The organism is Mariniluteicoccus endophyticus (assembly GCF_054780035.1).
This window is the reverse complement of sequence record NZ_BAAGXC010000013.1, coordinates 37,066-57,798: the sequence shown is the minus strand read 5'-3', so window position 1 is coordinate 57,798 and position 20,733 is coordinate 37,066. Positions and strand designations below refer to the sequence as shown.

At 68.7% G+C, this 20,733-nt stretch carries 15 protein-coding genes and 1 CRISPR repeat array; of the genes, 7 read left to right on the top strand and 8 right to left on the bottom strand.

Features of this window, described 5'->3' with window-relative positions:
* Positions 1–22: 22 nt before the first annotated feature.
* The 4 genes from ACYVGD_RS03775 to ACYVGD_RS03760 are packed head-to-tail and all read left to right on the top strand — an operon-like array spanning position 23 to position 5,015.
* Positions 23–1,882: a helix-turn-helix domain-containing protein gene (locus ACYVGD_RS03775; protein ID WP_460741652.1), complete on the top strand. Its 1,860-nt coding sequence runs from the start codon at positions 23–25 to the stop codon at positions 1,880–1,882.
* Complete coding sequence (locus ACYVGD_RS03770) at positions 1,779–3,218, top strand: hydroxymethylglutaryl-CoA reductase, degradative (RefSeq protein ID WP_460741753.1); 1,440 nt, start codon at positions 1,779–1,781, stop codon at positions 3,216–3,218. Before ACYVGD_RS03775 ends, ACYVGD_RS03770 begins: the two co-directional genes overlap by 104 nt.
* Positions 3,211–3,642: a hypothetical protein gene (locus ACYVGD_RS03765; RefSeq protein ID WP_460741651.1), complete on the top strand. Its 432-nt coding sequence runs from the start codon at positions 3,211–3,213 to the stop codon at positions 3,640–3,642. Before ACYVGD_RS03770 ends, ACYVGD_RS03765 begins: the two co-directional genes overlap by 8 nt.
* Complete coding sequence (locus tag ACYVGD_RS03760) at positions 3,639–5,015, top strand: tripartite tricarboxylate transporter permease (protein ID WP_460741650.1); 1,377 nt, start codon at positions 3,639–3,641, stop codon at positions 5,013–5,015. The genes ACYVGD_RS03765 and ACYVGD_RS03760 overlap by 4 nt, the downstream gene beginning before the upstream one ends.
* A gap of 244 nt (positions 5,016–5,259) precedes the next feature.
* Positions 5,260–9,378: direct repeats of the CRISPR family, unit length 28 nt; unit sequence GGATCATCCCCGCTCGCGCGGGGAGCAC.
* Between the two features lie 44 nt (positions 9,379–9,422).
* Here ACYVGD_RS03760 and cas2e read toward each other — a convergent pair.
* The 8 genes from cas2e to cas3 are packed head-to-tail and all read right to left on the bottom strand — an operon-like array spanning position 9,423 to position 18,390.
* Positions 9,423–9,770 carry a type I-E CRISPR-associated endoribonuclease Cas2e gene (gene cas2e / locus ACYVGD_RS03755; protein WP_460741649.1) on the bottom strand — a complete coding sequence of 116 codons (348 nt, stop codon included), beginning with the start codon at positions 9,768–9,770 and terminating at the stop codon, positions 9,423–9,425.
* On the bottom strand, positions 9,767–10,702 hold the full coding sequence (gene cas1e, locus ACYVGD_RS03750; protein WP_460741648.1) for a type I-E CRISPR-associated endonuclease Cas1e: 936 nt from the start codon (positions 10,700–10,702) through the stop codon (positions 9,767–9,769). The genes cas2e and cas1e overlap by 4 nt, the downstream gene beginning before the upstream one ends.
* Entirely contained in the window at positions 10,699–11,337 is a 639-nt protein-coding gene (gene cas6e, locus ACYVGD_RS03745; RefSeq protein ID WP_460741647.1) for a type I-E CRISPR-associated protein Cas6/Cse3/CasE, read from the bottom strand. Before cas6e ends, cas1e begins: the two co-directional genes overlap by 4 nt.
* Entirely contained in the window at positions 11,334–12,050 is a 717-nt protein-coding gene (cas5e, locus tag ACYVGD_RS03740; protein WP_460741646.1) for a type I-E CRISPR-associated protein Cas5/CasD, read from the bottom strand. Before cas5e ends, cas6e begins: the two co-directional genes overlap by 4 nt.
* Positions 12,047–13,162, bottom strand: a complete 1,116-nt coding sequence (gene cas7e / locus ACYVGD_RS03735) for a type I-E CRISPR-associated protein Cas7/Cse4/CasC (protein WP_460741645.1) — start codon at positions 13,160–13,162, stop codon at positions 12,047–12,049. The genes cas5e and cas7e overlap by 4 nt, the downstream gene beginning before the upstream one ends.
* Positions 13,159–13,785 (bottom strand): type I-E CRISPR-associated protein Cse2/CasB, encoded by a 627-nt coding sequence (casB, locus tag ACYVGD_RS03730; protein ID WP_460741644.1) that lies wholly within the window; start codon positions 13,783–13,785, stop codon positions 13,159–13,161. Before casB ends, cas7e begins: the two co-directional genes overlap by 4 nt.
* A complete protein-coding gene (gene casA / locus ACYVGD_RS03725) occupies positions 13,782–15,362 on the bottom strand; it encodes a type I-E CRISPR-associated protein Cse1/CasA (protein WP_460741643.1) in 1,581 nt (526 codons plus the stop codon). Before casA ends, casB begins: the two co-directional genes overlap by 4 nt.
* Positions 15,343–18,390, bottom strand: coding sequence for a CRISPR-associated helicase Cas3' (gene cas3, locus ACYVGD_RS03720; protein ID WP_460741642.1), 3,048 nt, complete (start codon positions 18,388–18,390; stop codon positions 15,343–15,345). The genes casA and cas3 overlap by 20 nt, the downstream gene beginning before the upstream one ends.
* A 250-nt stretch (positions 18,391–18,640) precedes the next feature.
* Between cas3 and ACYVGD_RS03715 the strand changes: the two genes are divergently transcribed.
* From ACYVGD_RS03715 to ACYVGD_RS03705, 3 genes are all read left to right on the top strand, one after another.
* Positions 18,641–19,030: a hypothetical protein gene (locus ACYVGD_RS03715; RefSeq protein WP_460741641.1), complete on the top strand. Its 390-nt coding sequence runs from the start codon at positions 18,641–18,643 to the stop codon at positions 19,028–19,030.
* A 24-nt stretch (positions 19,031–19,054) separates the two neighbouring features.
* Positions 19,055–19,615: a hypothetical protein gene (locus ACYVGD_RS03710; protein ID WP_460741640.1), complete on the top strand. Its 561-nt coding sequence runs from the start codon at positions 19,055–19,057 to the stop codon at positions 19,613–19,615.
* A 389-nt stretch (positions 19,616–20,004) separates the two neighbouring features.
* Positions 20,005–20,463, top strand: a complete 459-nt coding sequence (locus tag ACYVGD_RS03705; protein WP_460741639.1) for a hypothetical protein — start codon at positions 20,005–20,007, stop codon at positions 20,461–20,463.
* Positions 20,464–20,733: the final 270 nt, after the last annotated feature.

Here is a 20,733-nt window from a genome sequence, read left to right as displayed (position 1 = left end):
TGCTTCGCAGACGAGGAGGCCCATGAGCAGACACCGTGAAGGATCGCGTCTCAGCGACCTCCAGGATGTGCTCGCCGTGCTGGAGGCGAGCACTCCCGTCTCGGAGTCACAGCTCGCGACCCTGCTGCCCGGCGTTCCGAGAGCGGACCGTGCGCGGGTCGCCGATCTGTCCAATCGGCTGACGCGTCTGCTGAACCGTGACCGCGAGCTGTCGAGCCTCATCGCCAGTGCCCGGGACCTCGTGGAGGAGACCGATGCGTCTGCCCTCCTGCAACGCCTGGTCGACAGGGCCCACGAACTGGTCGAGGTGGACCTGACCTATCTGTCGGAGTACGACGAGGCGACCCAGGGACTCCTGGTGCGGGCCGCCAGGGGCAGCGTGTCGACCGAGCTCATCTCGCTGCGAGTCCCGGTGGGGGTGGGACTGGCGAGCCGTGTGGCCAGTACGCGGTTGCCCCAGCAGGTCCTCGACTACTGGAGCGGCACGGGGCTCCCCCACGACGACGAGGTCGACTCGGCGGTCCGCGCCGAGGGCATCGCCGCACTCCTCGGCATCCCCTTGGTGGCCAACGACCAGGTCATGGGTGTGTTGTTCGTTGCCCAACGCACCCGGCGTCGCTTCACCGCCGCCGAGATCGCCCTGCTGTCGGCGTTCGGGGGTCATGCGGCGTCGGCGATCCGGACGACTCGGCTGCTGGGTGAGCTGCATCGGGCGGTGGAGCACGCGGAGTCGTCCCAGCGTGCGGCGGAGGAACAGCTGGCCGCGACGGCCCAGGCGGCGCGCACCCACGAAGAGTTGACCGCTCACCTGCTGAAGCACGGCGGTGTGCGGGAGATCGCGGCGACGCTGGAGGAACATCTGGGCTGTGAGATCGCCGCCACCGACCCCGATGGGGCGTTCACGGCGGGGCAGGAGCAGGCCTGGCCGCCGCGGGCGGACTGGTGGGACAGCCGCTGCGCGTCGGTCGCCCGCGGCCGGGCAGTCACCCAGGGGGACATCGTTGTGGTGGCCGCGTCCGCGGGTATGCGATGTCACGGCGCGTTCCTCGCCCGGCGTCCGGCCGCCTTCACCGCCGCCGAGATCCGGACGCTGGAACGCGCGGCGCAGCTCATGGCGCTGGTCACGATGCGTGACGAGGCTCAGGAGCAGGCGATCTGGCGTACGCGGGACGAACTCGTCCAAGACCTCGTGCTGGGGCGGCTGAGCGATTCGGATGTGGTACGGCTCAAGCGTGCCCATGGCCTCGATGTGAGGCAGGGGGTGGTCCTTGCCGCCGTCGGGGTGCGCCCGGAGCACCGCGCACAGACACGGGCAGCATTGCGCCGCCATCCCGACTGGTTGGTCGGACGACACGCTGGCGGCTACACGGTGGCGGCCGCCGCCGGCCGGCTCGACGTCGGACAGTTGGAGGGGCTGCCCGGGGTGGCGATCGTCGCCGATCTGACACCGCTCGACGGGCTGGCCGCCTGTGCCGCGAGCCTGTGGTCCTGCGTCGAGCTCCTGCAGGGACTCGGCGTCGAGCGTCGCACCGGGGCGCTCGTCGAGTATCTCCCCTACGCGTCCATGTTCGGAGGCAGCTCAGCGTCGGCACAGTCGTTCGTGGACGCCACGGTGGCGCCCCTCGTCGCGTGGGACGAGAACCGAGGGACGCAACTGACGGATACGGCCCTGGCCTATCTCGAGACGGGCCGAGGGATCACCCGCGCCGCCGAGAGGTTGTTCGTGCACCCCAACACGGTGCGTCAGCGGTTGACGCGCATCGCCGCGCTCCTGGGGTCTGACTGGGACTCCTCGGAGCGCCACTTCCGAACTCTCGTGGCCCTGCGACTGCACAGCCTGCGCACGATGTCAGAACTCGACACTTCCCGACGCCAAGGATAGAAGGTTCGTCCATATCGTTGCGTCGGCGCCGCTTGTTGACTACTCGGACAGTCAGCAAAGGAGCTCACCCATGGCGAACAGCCGAATCTCCGGGATGCGCAATCTCGACATCTCCCAACGCCGGGCGGCGATCAGCGAGGCGCTCGGCACGACGCCCCACTGGCCCCTGATCGATCCCGATGCCCTCTCGGTCGATCAGGCCAGCAACATGAGCGAGAACACGGTCGGCCTGTTCTCGTTGCCGGTGGGGATCTGCACGAACGTCACGCTCAACGGTCACGATCGGCTCGTGCCGATGGTCACCGAGGAGGCGTCCGTCGTCGCGGCCGCCAGCAACGCCGCACGGATCGCTCGCGTACGCGGAGGCTTCACTGCCAGCTCGAGCGCCCCGCTCATGCAGGCGCAGATCCAGCTCGTCGGATGTCCGACACCCGAGGCCGCCCGTGCCGATGTCCTGGCGATGCGCGACGAGGTCGTTGCCGCCGCGAACGCGTGCGATCGGCGCCTCGTCGAGCTGGGTGGGGGCGTACGCGACCTCACGGCCCGCGTGGTCCGGTTCCGGGAAAAGGCGTACGTGGTCGTCCACCTCGTCGTGGACGTGCGCGATGCCATGGGTGCCAACGCCGTCAACACGATGGCTGAACGGGTTGCCCCGCTGCTCGCCCAGCGCACCGGCGGCCGCCCGCTGCTGCGGATCCTCACCAACAAGGCCGACCAGCGCCTTGCCCGCGCGACGTGCGTGCTCGACAAGGAGGCGCTGGGCGGCGAGCAGGTCGTGACCGACATGCTCCATGCGTACGCGTTCGCTGCGGCGGACCCCTACAGGGCGGCCACCCACAACAAGGGGATCATGAACGGCATCTCGGCGGTCGTCCTGGCCACCGGCAACGACACCCGTGCGGTGGAGGCCGGCTGCCACTCCCATGCCATCGGCGCTGATGGCCGCTACACGACGATGTCCCACTTCGAGCAGAACGCCGACGGCCACCTCGTGGGGACGCTCGAGCTGCCGATGCCGGTCGGTCTGGTGGGCGGTGCGACGAAGACCCATCCCGGCGCGCGCTGGGCACTCGAGGTCCTGGGCGTCGAGTCGGCCTCCGAACTCGCCCAGGTGATCGTCGCGGTGGGCCTGGCCCAGAACGTCGCAGCCATGCGTGCGCTGGCCACCGAAGGCATCCAGCGGGGCCACATGTCGCTGCATGCGAAGAACATCGCCATCGCTGCCGGGGCGCCGGCCGCGCGGGTCGCTGATGTCGCCGACCGCATGGTGGCCGAAGGGTCGGTCACCTTCGATCGTGCGGTGGCGATCCTGGCCGAGGGGGATGGCCATGAGTGAGCCCCCTTCGCAGCCGTCGGGCCTGATCGAACTCTGGGGTGACACGGTGGATTCCCGCCATGTCACGTTCGCCACACTCATCGGGGTGGGGCTCGCCGTGCCGACCTATCTGGGAGCCCGGAGCCTGTTCACGGCGTGGGTGTCCAACGCCTCGCTGGCCAAGTCGTATTCGCTGCTGGCCGGGCTGGCGGCGTGCCTGGTAGCAGCGGTGATCTGTGCCCGGGTGTTCGCACCCAAACGTGTGGTGGGCGAGCACGTCTCCACGCCCCAGGAGCGTGAGGCAGCGCTCCTCGCGGTCGAGGCAGAGGTGGGTCCGCTGGGTCATCCTGCAGATCTTCCCGCTGCCGTGCAGGAAGAGCTCCGCGACCTCGGGCTGTTCGACACCCTCGCCGAACGGGCCACCCAGCGTGGGGGTGCCGCATGATCACCGCCATTCTCTGGGCCCTGGGAATGGGGCTGCTCGGTGCCGTGGTGTTCGCCATGATCGGCGTGGTCTCAGGCACCGACGAGACCGCGACCGTGGCTCCACTGACGCTGCTGGTGATCCTGATCGGGGTTCCCCCGTCGGGGGTGCTGACATTCTTCCTTGCGGGTGTCATCTCCAAGCACATCACCCACATGATCCCGACGACGCTGCTGGGGATCCCCGGTGACACGACTGCGGTGCCCATCCTGCGGGATGCCCAGTTGTTGCGGGACCTCGGCGTACCCCACATCGCACTGCGCAAGGCGATCACCGGTGGGGTGCTTGCTGCGTTCATCGCCGTCCCCTGCGCGGTGCTGTTCGCGTCACTCCTCACCCCGTTCGCAGCCACCATCAGCCAGGCCGCGCCCTGGCTGTTCGGCGCAGCAGCGGCCCTGATCGCGTTCACGTCCAAGGGTCGCTGGGCGGCGGTCCTGTCGCTGGTCCCGTTCGTCCTGGTCGTCGCCGGTCTCAACCTGTTCGTGAAGAGCACCGGTACGCCCAGCCTGTCGATCAGCTATTTCCTCGGCATCGCCGTCGGACCGTTGATCGCCGACATGTTCCTCGCACTGTCCCCCGCCGGGCGACGGTCCATGGCCGTGGCGGAACCGAAGCGGTTCGAACTCGCGCCCGACACCCGGAACTGGTCCGGCCGGCTCCCCAACCCGCTCCGCGTCCTTGACCGCAAGCAGGTGGCCATGACCTCGGCGGCGGCTGTCGTCTCGAGCGCGACCTTCGTGTTCTCACCGGTGGCGATGACGGTTCTGATGGGCGAGATCTTCGGCGGACGCATCAAGAACGCCTACCACCGCCTCACCACCACGATCGCGGTGCGCAACGGCACGACCGAGTCGACCTACATCGCCGAGACCCTCATCCCCCTGATCGCGATCGGGCTCCCGCTGTCCCCCATGGCAGCCGGACCCGCAGCGCCGCTGTTCAACGCCCCGCCCGTCTACACGGTCGACGCGGCTGCGAAGACGAGCCACAACCTGCACGACATGCTCTCGATCTGGGAGTTCGCCGGGTATGGCCTGTTGGCCGTGCTCCTGTCGGCGATCGTGGCGTACCCCTTCGCCATGAACAATGCGCACCGGGCCGCCTCGTGGGTCATGCGTTCGGTCTCGCACGAGGCGATCATCGGCGCGTTCGCGGGCCTGATCGTCGTCATCTGCCTCTACGAAGGCGGGCCGATGGCCCTTCTCGTGACGTTGACCATCGGACTGCTCGGTGGCGTCCTGAACAAGTACTTCGGCGTTCATTCCGGGGTGCAGTTCATGGCCTACTACGGGGCGGTGCTGACCTTGCCAGCCATCCTGAAACTGTTGGGCTGACTCCCGTCGCACGCCACCGGCCACGCTGGTCGTCAGCCTCACCGCACTCGCGTGGGCCGTGGCCGCTGTCGGCATCGGCGTCTCGCTCCGGGAGGAGCCCCCGACAGCTGGCCCAGGCTCATGCCCTGGCCGTGGCGGCGATGCCACGCAGAGGCTGACGGTGTCGGTCGCTGCACGGGACCGCCCGCCGGGGCCTCGGTCTGGCCCTCGCCGCTGGGGGTTCCGACAGAAGCTCGCGAGTTTCGGATCATCCCCGCTCGCGCGGGGAGCACGCGGACGGTGATGTGTTGGCGTGGTACCGATCGGATCATCCCCGCTCGCGCGGGGACCACGTGTCCGAGGATGATCCTACTCTCGACAGCCTGGGATCATCCCCGCTCGCGCGGGGACCACGTGTCCGAGGATGATCCTGCTCTCGACAGCCTGGGATCATCCCCGCTCGCGCGGGGAGCACCGGTCCGCCGACTTGCTCGCGTGCTTCATCTCGGGATCATCCCCGCTCGCGCGGGGAGCACGACATGAACGCCGGCTCCTGCGGCCACGGCCGGGGATCATCCCCGCTCGCGCGGGGAGCACCCTGGTTGGTCGATGCGTGCTCGGAAGGGATCGGGATCATCCCCGCTCGCGCGGGGAGCACCGTGCAGCCGCAGATGCCGTGGGTGGCGCACGCGGATCATCCCCGCTCGCGCGGGGAGCACGTTCCTGGACCAGTACGTCCCGGTCGTTGTGAAGGATCATCCCCGCTCGCGCGGGGAGCACCCACGCCTTGCCCTTGTGGGCGACCTTCCAGCCGGATCATCCCCGCTCGCGCGGGGAGCACTTCAACTTGCCCTCGACGATGACGCGCATGCCCGGATCATCCCCGCTCGCGCGGGGAGCACGTCGAGGTCGTCCCCCTCATCAGCGGCAACGCCGGATCATCCCCGCTCGCGCGGGGAGCACGAGAAGGTCGAGCGGATCACCGCCGACGACCGCGGATCATCCCCGCTCGCGCGGGGAGCACGCAACTGGTGCTGACGGCAAGACCTACGAGATGGGATCATCCCCGCTCGCGCGGGGAGCACACGGCTCCGCTGCCGCAGGTGCGGGGCGCACAGGGATCATCCCCGCTCGCGCGGGGAGCACTACGGCATTCCGTAGACCCACTCGGGTAGGTACGGATCATCCCCGCTCGCGCGGGGAGCACATGGGTTCTCCGCTCATGCTCTTCTCCTGATGGTGGATCATCCCCGCTCGCGCGGGGAGCACGAACGACGCACCGATCGCGGGTGGGCGCAGGACGGATCATCCCCGCTCGCGCGGGGAGCACGACTGGTAGGCGCGCAACTCCGTGTCGAGAGCCGGATCATCCCCGCTCGCGCGGGGAGCACCAGTTCAAGGCGGCCACCCCTGCCATGAAGGAGGGATCATCCCCGCTCGCGCGGGGAGCACCGTCAATCACGTCCGGGTGTGCAGCCATGTGGGCGGATCATCCCCGCTCGCGCGGGGAGCACAGATGCTGCCGCACGTACAACTCAGCAGCAGCCGGATCATCCCCGCTCGCGCGGGGAGCACACAACGCCCCCGAGGGCTCCCGCCTGTGGAGGCGGATCATCCCCGCTCGCGCGGGGAGCACTCGACGGCCTGCCGCGTTGAGATGGCCTACACCGGATCATCCCCGCTCGCGCGGGGAGCACGTGCAGCGGAGTCCTTCGGCTGCTACTAGCACCGGATCATCCCCGCTCGCGCGGGGAGCACGCGAACGAGTCGACGACCATGCCGATCACGTTCGGATCATCCCCGCTCGCGCGGGGAGCACCAGCGCGAGGCCGCCGACGCTCTCGACGCGTACGGATCATCCCCGCTCGCGCGGGGAGCACCGTGTCGCCGCGTTCACCCCTGCCGACCTGACCGGATCATCCCCGCTCGCGCGGGGAGCACCTCGGCATCAGCGCCTACGACGCGCAGGGGAAGGGATCATCCCCGCTCGCGCGGGGAGCACGTTCATGACGCCCCCAGCTGGTCGGCGAGGTTCGGATCATCCCCGCTCGCGCGGGGAGCACGTGACGCCGGACGTGCACCCGCCCGACGTGATGGGATCATCCCCGCTCGCGCGGGGAGCACAGCAGCCCGGCGTCGTCGAACGTGATGGATGGCGGATCATCCCCGCTCGCGCGGGGAGCACTTGCCGGTGCCGATGATCCCCGCGAGCAGGATGGGATCATCCCCGCTCGCGCGGGGAGCACACGTCCAACCTCCCCTCGTAGAGCGGTGCTTGCGGATCATCCCCGCTCGCGCGGGGAGCACAGGTTTTTCTGGTCCGCACCCTCGATGGGACGGGGATCATCCCCGCTCGCGCGGGGAGCACGCGTGGGTAGGGAACTCGCAGATCCACGCCGACGGATCATCCCCGCTCGCGCGGGGAGCACCGTCTGGCTCGCGACGGGTCGATACCGCGTCCAGGGATCATCCCCGCTCGCGCGGGGAGCACCGCGGCTGTGCCAACAGCCAGGGGGTCGGAACCGGATCATCCCCGCTCGCGCGGGGAGCACGCGACATCCTGCGCACCTCCCGCCCACGGGTCGGGATCATCCCCGCTCGCGCGGGGAGCACGACACCATGCCAAGGGTGATAGCGGGCTCACGAGGATCATCCCCGCTCGCGCGGGGAGCACGCGGCATTGGTGAGCGTGACGTTCGACTGTCCGGGATCATCCCCGCTCGCGCGGGGAGCACAGCGATCCGGCCTCACGGATGAGCTCGCCGGTCGGATCATCCCCGCTCGCGCGGGGAGCACCGGCGGGCGTCAAGAGCGGCCTGCCCCCACCGGGGATCATCCCCGCTCGCGCGGGGAGCACTACGCGGCCGAGATCGGGTGCGCGTTGGCGTCCGGATCATCCCCGCTCGCGCGGGGAGCACTCCTCACGAGCGTTCCCGCCGCCGACATAGAGCGGATCATCCCCGCTCGCGCGGGGAGCACGTCGGCGCATGCCCGATCGGGCGCCCGGAGCACGGATCATCCCCGCTCGCGCGGGGAGCACCTCCTCACGGGAGTTGGACCCGCCGACGTAGAGCGGATCATCCCCGCTCGCGCGGGGAGCACCCGCCGGGCGTTGGCGAATATCACGTGGCGAACGGATCATCCCCGCTCGCGCGGGGAGCACGACAATTCCTTGAGCCTCTTGGCCACGGAGTTGGGATCATCCCCGCTCGCGCGGGGAGCACGTTCCCGTCCACGCCCTGCCCGGCGAACCCACCGGATCATCCCCGCTCGCGCGGGGAGCACGCAGCAGCCGTCAAGTCCGAGCGGGGCAACTACGGATCATCCCCGCTCGCGCGGGGAGCACACCAGCAGCGCGGCCAGCGCGGGAAGCCACCACGGATCATCCCCGCTCGCGCGGGGAGCACAGCTCATCGGCTACTCCGGGTATTCCGGCAACGGGATCATCCCCGCTCGCGCGGGGAGCACCGGTGGGGGACCGCCGCGCCGCCCGACCGACCGGGATCATCCCCGCTCGCGCGGGGAGCACCGGTCGGTGTCGAGGCTCTTCGCCCGGATCTTCGGATCATCCCCGCTCGCGCGGGGAGCACGCAAACTCCAAGGCCACATCCGCCGCCGCACACGGATCATCCCCGCTCGCGCGGGGAGCACGACCCGCCAGCAGCCGCGAGAAAATCCACGATGGGATCATCCCCGCTCGCGCGGGGAGCACCCAACGGACGGCTTCACGCTTGATGTGGCGACCGGATCATCCCCGCTCGCGCGGGGAGCACCCTTCGGTGCCGTGATACATCACCCACTGCACCGGATCATCCCCGCTCGCGCGGGGAGCACGCGGGTGGCGGTCGCGTGCATCCGGTTCCGGGGGGATCATCCCCGCTCGCGCGGGGAGCACGACACCGTCAAGGCGGGCAAGACGCTCGACCAGGGATCATCCCCGCTCGCGCGGGGAGCACGTGGGCGACGTGCTCGAAGTCCGACCCGGAGACGGATCATCCCCGCTCGCGCGGGGAGCACTCCCGAGCCTTCAGGAGGTCTCGCACCGCTTCGGGATCATCCCCGCTCGCGCGGGGAGCACATCGTCTGGACGCGGTACCCCTTCGGTGCCACCGGATCATCCCCGCTCGCGCGGGGAGCACCGGCGTACTGGACCACGATCCTGCCGGACCGTGGGATCATCCCCGCTCGCGCGGGGAGCACGCCGCTACCTCGCCGGCGTTCATTGCCAGATACGGATCATCCCCGCTCGCGCGGGGAGCACCTAGCCGCTCAGCGGAAGATCGACTTCCCGACGGGATCATCCCCGCTCGCGCGGGGAGCACGCAGGTGGTGGGGTAATCGTTCGTTATCAACCTGGGATCATCCCCGCTCGCGCGGGGAGCACAGTTGTTGACTAGGAGTTTCGCACACTGGAGCAAACAAACTCATTCACTTCTGCGGGCGTACGCGACGGAACCTTGCAGTTCGGGACATGGGAGTCGGCTTCCCCGTGATGTTCTCCGTTGCAGGTGGACGGCGCATCAGAACCACGCCGTCGAAGTCCTCGGGCGTCCACGCATGCCGATGGTTGCGTATCTCCATGCCCTGCTCGTTGCGGGCGCTCACCACCATCAGCGCGTTCCCATCCCGCACCATGTCAAGGACCAGCGCCCACAACTCCTCCCGAACGCGTACGGAGACCTTTCCGACGTAGACACCGGGAGCCACCTCGAGAAGCCAGCGCGTCAGATGCCCCCGCAGTCCCGACGGCACCTTCGTGAGGACGACGACGATCACCAGGGCACCTCGGAGTAGTCCACGCCACCGGCCACTGCATCTTCACGGTCGTCCCAGAGGTAGGTCACGTCGACCTGGAGCTCAGTATCCTCGTCCCCCGGGACCAGCAAGCCCTTGACGTCACTCACACACCGTTGGATCACCTGGGCCTCACGGATGGCGTCGCGCGAGCGACGGCGCGCGTCGCTGACGATGTCCTCCGGCTCGCTGGCCACTGCCTCGAAAGCGATGGGGATCGTGACGTCGGCCTTGTAGAGATCGGCGATGTCATAGACGAACGCCCGTGCATGGCCTGTGTGAACGAAGCCGAGTCCCGGTGAACACCCCAGCCCGACGATCACCGCATGCACAACCCCGTAGAGGCAGGCGTGGGCGGCCGACAGAGCCTGGTTGATCGAATCACCCGCCTCGAACGCTTCCGGATCGTAGTCCCTTCGGATCCACGGCACGCCGGTCCTCTCCGACTCCCGCCGATAGATCTGACGCACCCTGGCACCCTCCCGGCCACGCAACTGCTGCATCGTCAACCGGTCAGGGACCTCATCGGGGAAACGCATGGCATACATGCGTCGAGCCACGGCGAGACGCTTGTCCCGATGCGACACCGCCTCCGCCTGGGCCTCGAGGAGCCGTGTCGACCTCGCCAGCGGGACCCCGTGCGCGTAGTAGCGCACGGCGTTCTCACCGACCCAGACCGCCGTGGCACCCGACTGGGCCAGCAGCATCATGGCGTGATGCGTCACCCTCGTGCCGGGGCCAAACAGGAGTACGTTCACCCCCGCCGCCGGCACGTGAACCGTCCCAATCTCATTCGTCGCAGTCACCGCGTTGGCATCGCGGCTGACAGTGCATCGCTCGAGATAGACGAACGACACACGGTCCACCACACGATTGAGCTGACGAGCCGTGGGCGGGGCCGCTCCCGGGATCATGTCCGGGCCAGCGTGAGGAGTCCACAGCCGTACGCCTTGCCACGGCCAAGCCCCTGCACCATCGTGGCCCTCAAGGCATCGGGATCCACCACCCGCAATGTCCCGGCGAACGTGGCGTAGGCGAGTGTCACCGAGCTGTCTCCCCGCCGGAATCGGCGTACCTCCCTCGACTCCAGCGCGAAGGTCTGCCCGCCCGAGTCATCAACCAGAGCTGCGCCGATGCGTTCCTGTCGGTCCAGCAGCCACTGCGTCTGCTGCTTGGCTGTCACATGGGCGAAGACCTGCTGCCGGTCACCGCGCCTGCCACGGTGGGTGGGGTTCACCGTGACGCGGAACGACCACACTTGCTCAACCGCAAGGGCATCCAGAAGACCTTCGTACGCGACCGACCGTGCCGTGGGTTTAGAAGGCCATCCGGCCTGCTCCTCCAGATGAGCCAGATCCGGTTCCTCTGCCGAGACCATCCACAGGGCCGTACGCGGGGTTCCTGCACCATCCACACGCCACAGGACCCGACCAGGGTCGGAGTCCGGCGGAAAACCGGCCAGCACAGCGGCGTGGACGGCCTGAGGCGACGCGAGCAGCCGTCGGGCATCCCGTCGCTGTGGATTCAGATACATGCGGGTGAGAATCATGCGTACTCCTCGGCCAGACTGAGCGGATCGTGACCGGCTGAGGGTTTCTCCGCCCAGATCGGGTTCGGCACGGAAACAGTGACGTCGACGACGGCCCGGACGGCATACTCCCGCCGCTCGGGATCGAAGCTGATGGGGACGTCCTGCAGCTGGCGCAGTGCCACCAGCCCCTCGAACACGCCCTCGTCCGCCTGGACCGGCAGGGTGGCCTGCGGCTGCCGCAGTGCCTTCTGGACGCGGGCAGAGGCCTGCCACGGCGTTTCCCGCACGAGAGACTCCATCGACGCCGACGACACGTCCAGGACGAGCCGCCCCTCGGGCACACACGACCGCCGGCCCAGATACAGCGGGTAGGCGGGGTCGCCGAGCGCCTCGGCCAGCCCCTCCACGACAGGCTCCTTGCCACCGATAAAGGCGGTGAACACGGCATCGGCCCAGTAGTACCTCTGGGACAGCGGCATGGAGGCTCCCGTCACCTGGTGGTGGGCGGTGTGGAAGTCGCGGAGCATCTCCCCCTGCTGGTCGACCCGTACGGCGAGCGTCAGATCGAGCAAGTCCTCCAGCGGGTCCTGCCGTCGCAACCCCTTCGCCGCGGCAAGGAGGCCGATCAGCCCGCTCTTGGTCGGCATCGGTTCTGTCGTCCTGCGGACGAAGCGGCTGCGTACTCCCCAGCTCTGCAGGGGACCCGCCAGTCGCAGGACCAGAACGCTCACGCCACACCCCCACCCATGGCGCCGGCCCGCGCCACGAGCTCGTCGAAGGAGACCACGTCACCGAGCTCTGCCAGCTTGCCGACCTGCGCGGGCAAGCCGCACACGAGCACGGTCTCAGGACGGCGCCACGTGGAGAAGACGCCCTCCGCATGTTCAGCCAGCCGGTTGATCGCCTGAGCAACATGCCCTGCGGAGTCCTTGACCGGCTCCTCGAACGCGCCGACGAGGCTCGCGGGCTGACCCGAGCCGATGGTGACCATGACGGCCGAGGGCCGAGTGCCGTTGGCGAACGTGTTCTGTTTGCCGGTCGGCATCGACTCCACGAACGCCTTCACAAACGCCTGCAGCGCGAGGCCGACCGCCTTGTCGTCACCGAGGTTGGTCTGCAGCTGGTCGAGGTTGACGACGGCATAGCGATAAAACGTGGAGGAGAAGAACTCGACCGTGCCGATCATGCCGGCGCCGGTCTCCTCCGCCTCCCGTACGACGTCGTCGACGGCCGTGAAGTAGTCGTACTCCGGCACGACCTCGTGGACACCCAACGCGTGGGCGACCTGGCAGGCCGCATCGACGTTGAGGTCGGGCGCGTCAGCCACCATGCGACCGAACAGGGCGATGTCCACCGAGTGCTGGGTATCGAACAGGTCCCGGACCTTGGCGGCAGTGAGGGCGGCACGGAGCGCCTTGTCGTCCCCGGCGTCCGCATTGGCCACGATCACGTCGGCGACGGCCTCGATCTGGCGCTGAGACAGGAACAGCAGGTAGCCCATCTCGGCCACCGCCGCGTCCCCCTTCTTGGCCTTCGACGGCTTGAGCTTCGCCACCTCGAACGCGGCGGTCGCGAGGGCCTCGGCACGCTCCTCCAGCTCGGGTCGTCGGCGCACGATGGCGTCCATCATGAGCCGAACCACCTGCTTGCTGCGGCGGCCCACGTCCATCGGGTCGAGGTCGCGGTTGAAGGCTTCTCGCATGGCACGCTTCCATGACTGCGACGACACGCGGCCGCGAACGACACCGCCGTAGGTGGCGGTCTTCGGTGCGCCCGTGTCGTCGCGGTTCATGTTGGCGGGAGGGACGTTCTGGATGGCGTGGATCTCGAGGTAGGTCGTCATCGGTCTGCTCCTTCGGTGGCAGCGGTGGGCTGGTCGGTGGTGTGGCTGAGGTGCTCGGCGATCTGGTCATCGTTGAGGCGGTAGAAGTCGCGGCCCCACTCGCGCTGCACATCGACAGCACGACCGGGAACCTGCAGCAGGTAGAGGTTGTCGGCCCAGCGGCCGTAGTCGAAACCGATGCCAGCGGCGCGTAACTGGTCGATGAGCCCCCGAGCGTGGGTGGTGATCCCGGCGAGGCTTCGGCCCGAGGCGAGCGCCATCATGCGGCGGTACGCTGGCGTCGACTGGGGATTCCTCCGCTCCTGACGCTCGGCCAGGAGCCGGAGCGCCTCCCCGAACCTGCGATCGGTCGTGTGCATCGGCACGGTCTTCGACTGCTGGTGGGCGGCCCACTGGGTCAGTGCGACGTGCACGGCTGTCTCCCGCCAGCTAGGGCCACCGCTGGCGCGGTCGTCGACCAGGGTTAGCTCCCAGATCTGGGGCACGGATCCGGGTGGCTTGCCCAGCCCGTGGCGGAGGTGAGCGAGCGCGGCCCGACCATGGGGGGTGAGGTTTGCAGGGTCGGAGGCGATCGTCGCGATGCGGCGACGGACGAGCTCGCCGCAGGTCTGTGACTCGGTCATGATGCAGTGCCCTCCTTCGGGGCGGGACGGACGAGGGTGAGGGTCTTGCGCAGGTCGCGCACGAAGAAGCTGTACGCGCGGTGGGCCGACATGAACCCGAAACTCGTGTCACGGCCCCGGACAGCCGCAGGGCCGGCACGGTCGACGAGTTCCTGCCCGAGAGCCCTCAGCATCGCGTCGAGGTGTCTCTGCCAGTCTCGTTTTGACTCCTGCGGGTCGCTGGCCGCGGTGAGGGAGCCGACCCAGACTCGAGCGGGTTGGTCGAGCGCGGCCCAGGCGCGGGCCATCGCCCGCTGCCGGTCGGCGTCACCCGCCCCGTCGCCCTTCTCCCCCGCGGCGCGCGCGATGCTGGCGGCCAGCTGTCCAAGCGCGCGTACGCAGGTCTCGCTGGTGGCAACGGCATCGTGGATCGCTGTCCGGATCGGCCATGCGTCGTCGCCCAGCAGCGAGCCGTGAAGCTCGATCCGGTCGTCGATGATCTCCTCGATGGTGGCGCTCTGCGGCCCGTACTGGATACCGATGATCTGCAGGACGAACGGGTTCTCCTCCGCGTTCAGCTGTTCGTAGGTCATCGGAGCCAAGAAGCTCGAGACCGTGGAGCCGTCTTCGAGCTTCTGCACGCCGGCGGCAACGATCGCTGGGAGCCCGCGCCACAGGGCACGGTCGGGATCGTGCTCGTTGGGCATGTAGACGTCGCGTCCGAACTTCTTCGACTGGGGTCTCGAGTATCGCCACCCCGTCATGGCCTCCAGCCCCCTCATCTGCTGGGGGGTGACCTGGTCTCCCAGAGAAAGGACGACACCATGCACACCGCTGCGGTCTCCCACCAGGCGTACGCGACGGGACTGCCAGACCAACGCCGAGACCGGCCCGGGGGCGACGCTGTCTTCGACGCGGAGCTGGGTCTGGGGCGGGTCCACCCAGAACGGATGGTCGTCGGGCTTGCCCTCCGTGCTGACGAGGTTGTTGAGCAGAGTCCGGTCGAGGTGGGGGCCGTGGAGAACCACACCACCGAGCTGGCCGGCCCACGACGGACCGATGGGGTAGCCCTTGCCGTTCTTGGCCAAGGGATCCCCCACGGCGCCCGAGCGGATCCCGGATGGATCGAAGGCCTGGACGTGGACGAGCCAGCGCGCCGCCTCCGCAGCCGAGATACGGTCCAGCCCTGAACCGGCCCGCGTGGTGAAGAACTGCTGACCGTTGGGAACGTCAGCGATGATCTTGGACAGGTCCGAGTGTTCCCCCTTCGCTGTCCGCAAGTCCGCGACCTGCATGAACGGCTGGCTGGGGTGGAACAGGTCGAACCTGTCCCGGTGGCGTGCCAGGTAGTCCTCGATCACGCCGAGGCCGAGGCCTTCATCGCGCAGGTCGAGCAGGGTGTCGTTGGAGTGGATCTGGAAGGCGTCCTGACAGATCGCGAGCATCAGGCGCAGGATCGCGAAGGCCTGGGTCGGGACCTCACCGGTCAGGGCGCGGATCTGGGCGCTCTGCCGGAAGGCGTCCAGCAACGAGACCTCGGTCGGCCCGTCATCGCGCTGAGCGAGGATCCAGGGCTCGTCAAGAAGGTTGAACGTCATCACACACCTCCTGCAGCCCCTGTTCGGGGGTGTAACGCAGGCGGACGGGGCGTTCTCCGCCGGCGAACAGCGTGGTCTCCAAGGTCGTGCTCCCTTCGGTGGTCTGGCGCATGGGCAGCAGGGGCTGGCCTTTGATCAGGGGGTGGCGGTGCCACGACCAACCGCGGGCATGGTTGTCGCGCAGCTCATCGAGGACGAGGTCGAGGTGCCGGGGCGAAGGAGTCACAGACGGCGGGAGCTTCACCGTCCAGGAGGCGATGCGCCGGGCAGTGATGTCGTCGGGCTCCGTCGAGACGTCCAGTGTTCCGCCATCCCCCATCCACGGCGGCACGAGCGCCGTCGAGCCGTCGGGGAAGACGGGCACCACGATCACCTCCAGGCTGGGGCGGATGTCACGCACCGTGGCTGCCAGGCGACTCTCGCTGGGGTCGGTAGTCAGGGTGAGCCAGGCCCCCAGGTCGTCGCGGGCCCCTCCGTTCCACGGGTCGAGACAGGCGGTCTCGGCACCGGCACGACGTGTGCCCGCCTCCCGTGTGGCCTCCTCTCGGGCGCGTGCAAACTCCTCCGCCAAGGTGTGGGGAGGCACGACCTGACCGTTACCGAGGGCACGCTGCACGAGTGGTGCGATGTCTGCGGCAAGCGTCAGGGTCGGGCCGTGTTCCTGAAGGACGAGGGCCGTGCTCAGTAGGGCGTGCTCCCCGTAGACCACCCGGGACCCTCCACTGCCCCGCCGAAGGCCGCCCTCTTCTTCTCCGATGATGTACACCCGGGCCTGACTGAGCCGTGACGGCCGCGTACGCCACGCATGCCGGTGAAGCCGGCCGATACGCTGGAACAGCAGGTCGATCGGCGCGAGATCGGTGATCATGACGTCGAAGTCGACGTCCAGCGACTGCTCCACCACCTGGGTCGCAACGACAACAGCTCTGCCTGGCCGACTGCCCTTGCCGGATTCCGGTCCGAAGAGGGCCAGGAGGCGTGCATCGTTGGCCGCACGGTCGGCGGCAAGGAAGCGTGAGTGGGCGAGGATCACCTGGGGGAAGCGGTCGGAGGCCTGCAGCACCCCGGCGAGGCGCTGGGCGTCCTTGACCGTGTTTCGGACCACGAGGGCGCATCCTCCCTCGGTGAGCTCGGCATCGAGCAGATCCATGAGGGTGGCGTCGTCGTCCGCTGTCCAATCCCACGAGACGGTCGTAGGCGGTGCATGATCGGGCACCGCTCGGGCAGCGACGGCTGTCCGGTCCGCCGTCACCCAAGTGAGGAGGGGGTACTCCGCTACCAGATCGCCACTACTCGCACCGGGGGCGTATGCCTCCAGCATTGCGCGCTTGCGCTCCGTCGTGAGGGTCGCCGACAACAGGATGACCGGGACGCCGTAGTGGCCCAGCCAGTGCAGCATGCGGTCCAGATACACGTTCATGAACTCGTCCGAGGCGTGAACCTCGTCCACGATGACCACCTTGCCGGCCAGTGCGATGTGACGAAGCATGAGGTGTTTCTGCTGGAGGGCTCCCATGAGGATCTGGTCGATCGTGCCGATGCCGAAGTTGGCGAGCAGGCGCCGTTTTCGGCCGCGGAACCACTGGTGGGCGACGGCGTTCACCAACGGTGCATCCGTCTCCTCGTCCCGGATGTCCTGCATGCCTCCGTGGTGACCGTCGGCCTTCACGAACTCGTCGAAGGCGGCGACCTGGTCGGCAAACGCGGAGTTCAGCGCCGCCTTGCCGTGTGCGAGGGTGAGTGCCCACGCCGGCACATCCGCAGGCGGCTCGGGGAGGTTGCCGAGCCATTCGAGCATGCGACCGAACATCGCGTCCGTGGTCGCTTGGGTCGGCAGGGCGACGAACAGCCCATGCGCGCCCCATCGTGCGGCCATCACCTCTGCAGCAGCGAAAGCTGCCTCGGTCTTGCCCGACCCCATGCCGGACTCCACGATGAGCAAGGATGGCGCGTGCTCCCGCACAACTTCCAGCACTGTCTCCTGCAGCGGGCGCGGCGAGCGGTCCTGCCCCCACCCGAACCGAGACCTGTAGAGGTCGGCCGGGGCATCGACCGGGTTATCCGGCGCCCACGCGGCGGGCATCCCCACCTCTCCCCACCCGTGGTCCCACCGCGCTTGGAGGTCGGCCTCGGCCAGCACCTCGGGAGCGAGGTCACCGTCGGCCGCCATGAGGCCGAAGTAGTCCTGGTTGCTGGCGAGCCAGTCCGCCATGATCAGCAAGCCGCACATGCCGACCTGGACCGGCAGGGGGATTCGTACGCGGCCCCACCCCGCCAGCCGCGCGCTGATCCCCTGACGCCGATCGACCCAATTCAGGAGCTCCGCTCGCACGACGTCCCACGACTCTCCCCCAGTAGCGAAAGGACGGCCCAAAGCAGCCCTCTTCTGGGGGTTGCCGACAGGCTTGCCATGGTGGGCACCGACGATGCCGGCCAGCTGGTCAGCGAGAGCCGTGTCGACGCTGCGCCCCTTCAGCCAGTCACGCACTGCGAAATAGCCGACCGTGCCGTGAGGGAGATGAGGGCGATCGTCTACCATCTCCTGCATCCGCGGGCAGTCGAGCCCCACCTGTCGAGCCCGATCCGCCAGCGTCTCGACCTGTGCCGAGAACACGGGCGAGGCCTTACCAACGTCGTGGACGGCAGCAAGGAACAGAAAGACTGCCCGTGCGTCGTCCACGCCCTGCGGGAACACAGCCGCCCAGCGTTTCCGTACGCCCGGAGCCAGCCATGAGTCGAACAGGCGCGCGGCCATGGCCTCGGTGTCGAGCATGTGTTGCACGAGAGGAAGCCACTGCTGGGCACGTCCACCCGACTTGGCCCAGACCGCCCTCGCTGCAGGCCCTGGGCCAGAAGTGTCAGAGCCATCCATCAGGATGTCCTCATAGGAAGAGCGCTTGGTGACCATGTACCGATGGTAAGACAACTGAAACTCTGTGTGAACCCTCTCACTCTCTCCCATATAGTCATTCGCTATAGGAGGGCCCCTTGGCGGGAGCATCCCCTCTTGTGAGGGGAGCACGGGCACTCACCCATCTACTCAGGGTCATCCCGCCAAGAGGCTGAACCCCAACGGCACACCAATATGCGCGAGATCGCAAACCAAGGCCACGCGCAAGCAGGCACAGACATGGACGGCCCGGACATCGAGGTGATGACGAACGCGCACAACTTCGTCAGCGACGACATCTCGCTCACCTGTGGCAGCGCGGCTGGAGCGTGCCTGACCCGGACGCCGATCCGCTGCTGTTCATCTGGCCGCCGACCGCTGCGGAGCCGTGGGTCGCACCGACGACCGTCACCCTGGGTCTGATGCTCCTATCCTCGAGGCCCTCGCCCACGTCCGCGGTCCGGCTCTGGCCGGTACCAGCCGCCAGGAGTGGAGCCACGGCGAGCGGCTCCGCACCGAGATCCCCTCGCTGATGTCCGACATCGCCCACGAGCTCACCCGGCGTGCGCTCGACGAGGGAGATCTCCGTCTGGCACGGTGGGCTACCGGCCGGGGGCTGGAGATCGACCCCGGTTCCGAGCCGCTGATGGTGCTCCGCCTCCAGGCCGAGCACCGCGCCGGCAACACCGCCGAGGTCGAGCGCCTCACCCAGCAGATCCACGACCAGGCTCGCCAGCTCGGCCTGGACCTGCACGATGACACCCTGTCCACCCTTTAGGCGATCGCGAACTAAGGAGCCCCCATGCGCGTTCTGTCCATCCCCGGCATCCTGGCCACCGCGGCCGCCCTGGCCGCGTGCACCCCGTCCCCGGCCCAACCCACGCCCACCCCTACAGCAACGAGCACGCCGGCGGCGACCCCGACGACGTCCCCCACCCTCTCGGCCGAGGATCTGTCCAAGCAGGCCGGCCAGGCGTACGAGACGGCCTTCGCCGAGTTCGAGCGGCTCTCACGTGCAGGTGGCGCCGACCAGCCGACGGCGAAGATGCTCGAGGTCGAGACCGACCTCTACCTCAAGCAGGACATGGCCCTGCTCCAGAACCAGCGCGCCACGAAGTTCAAGGTCCAGGGGACGCCCAGCACTGCGAAGTGGCGACCAGCGACCGACCAGGCCAAGAACGGCTCCGACCAGCGACTCACCATCCAGATCTGCGAGGACCGCAGAGGATCGGCGGCGGTCTACGCCGATGGCCGACGTGAGGAGAGCACACTGGCGCAGGGGTACGCGTACGCCAAGATCATCGACGGCAAGGTGAAGCTCGTCGACGTCGACACGAAGAAGGTGGAGCGATGCGACTGGTGAGGACCAGCTTGGTCGCAGCCGCCGGCGGTGCACTCGTGCTCGGCGCGGCTCCGTACGCCCACGCCGATCGAGACGGGCACGGCGCCCCCTCCACCTCTGTCTCGTCGGGCGGAAACATCACGCTGTCCGCGGGCAGCTCCAGCAGCAGCGGCGGGGGCGGGGGGAGCGGGAACAGCGGGGGGAGCGGTGGCGGGAGCCGCGGGGGCTCTCAGACGGTGTCCAGGTCTGGCGGGCCGACCGGAGGCAGCGACGGAGGAGGCGGGGGAGCCCCCGCCCCGCCGTGCACGCCCACTCCCGCGAACCCGCTGTGTACGCTGCAGGCCAGTCCAGTCGGCAGCGACCCTGCAGTCCTGCCACCGATCCCGCTCCCACCGCCACCGGATCCGCGGGTGGTGGCCCAGCAGGCCGTGGCGAACATGCAGCTGCCCGCGGGCGGGCCGCGGGTCGGGCCTCCGCCGGACATCAACCCGTTGGGTCAGGCCCTCGTGGGCTATCCGCTGTGGCTGTGGACCGATGACCCTGGTCAGATGAGCACCACCGTCACCCAGCAGGGACTCACCCTCACGCTGGACGCCCATCGCTCGCCGACGAGGTTCACGACCTCAGACGGGCAGTCGGTGCGGTGCGGACAGATGCCGCGGTGGAGCCGCAGCGTTGCGCCGATGACCAAGAGTCCCTGCGGGCTCTCGTTCGCGAAGGTCGGCCGGCACACCATCACCGCTGAGGCGACCTGGCAGGTCACCTGGACCGCGCTCGGACAGACCGGCACCATCCCCGTCACCCGCACCGCTTCGGCGACCGTCCCGGTCACCGAGCTCCAAGCCGTCAACACCGGCGGACGTTCCTAACCCCCATCCGAGAGGACACCCCCATGCCCCCCTCCTCCCGCCCCTGACCTACACCCCCGAGATCCGCACACGTGTCCTCCACGAGATCCTGCAGCGGGGGTATGTGCCTCCGGCCCGGAGCACCGCCACGGACGTGGGCCCACCACCACCAACGGCGCAGACACCGCATCGAGCACGCCCGGGCTCGGCTCGAAGCCCAGAAGCGGACGCCCACGGCGATCGAGCGGGAATCGCCTGACTCGTCGATGAAGATACTCAACTCACGCATCG